Source organism: Mesorhizobium sp. M7A.F.Ca.US.006.04.2.1, from assembly GCF_004022915.1.
In the GTDB taxonomy this organism is placed as follows: domain Bacteria; phylum Pseudomonadota; class Alphaproteobacteria; order Rhizobiales; family Rhizobiaceae; genus Mesorhizobium; species Mesorhizobium ciceri.
The window spans coordinates 1-819 of record NZ_RZQA01001447.1 but is presented as its reverse complement, the minus strand read 5'-3'; the positions used below and the strand labels follow the sequence as shown (position 1 = coordinate 819).

Here is an 819-nt window from a genome sequence, read left to right as displayed (position 1 = left end):
AGCATGGCCATGATGGCGTGTGGGTAGGCGACGCGCAGATTTCGCATAAGCGCAGAGGTCAGAATGACGTCCCCGATGTACTTCGCCTGGATAACCAGAATGGATTTGACAGCCAGCCGATCAGCCATCGAGATATTCAGCACGTCAAAACGATGGGGCAGGATGTTGGTCATTGGGCGCGCACAAACGTCCAAGAGAGCTCATGTGCCGCTTGTGGTGATCGATGGATCGGCAGCCTTGGAACCTCCGACCCATGCACCTCTCGTTTGTTCCACAAACAAAAAGGCAATCCCACGCAGCGCTCGCTGCCTGGGAGGAGCGGAACCGGGGCCTGTCGGTCTGCGGATGGCGTGGTCATGGCGTCTGTCCCTGCCAAAGCGGCAATCCGCTTTCTCTGGCGAAGTCTCTATCTTCCGCGTAGATGGGCTCGCCTCTTCTCGCCACCCGCCGAAGCAAATCCGCATCTTCGTCGGCATGATATCGGAAGGCGTTTCGGCTATCGTATCCATGCCCGGCCTGAGACAGGGAAAACCCGCTGACTACAACCGGAGCGAAGCCGGCGAAACGCGCAAGCATGACAGCGAAAGCCCCCGTGGAGATGTTCCGGTGCCAGCCGCGGGATACGTGAAATTTGCCGCTAAGCCGCCAGACGATGTTGGCAAGCTGCCACCTGGTAAGCGCCTGCAAGGTCTCGTAACGATAATCGAAGGTGCGACAGCCGGCTTTCAGCTTGTCCTCCACGTCAGGCCAGATCGGGACGATCAGATGCTTTGCCTGCCGCCCTTTTAGCAAGTCACGCTTGTAGAAGTCCTGCTCACC

1 protein-coding gene is annotated in these 819 nt (G+C 58.4%); it reads right to left on the bottom strand.

Going from position 1 to position 819, the window contains the following annotated elements; translation table 11 throughout:
• Positions 1-354: 354 nt before the first annotated feature.
• A partial coding sequence (locus EN925_RS37955) for a hypothetical protein (RefSeq protein ID WP_128337466.1) occupies positions 355-819 on the bottom strand: 465 nt, incomplete at its 5' end.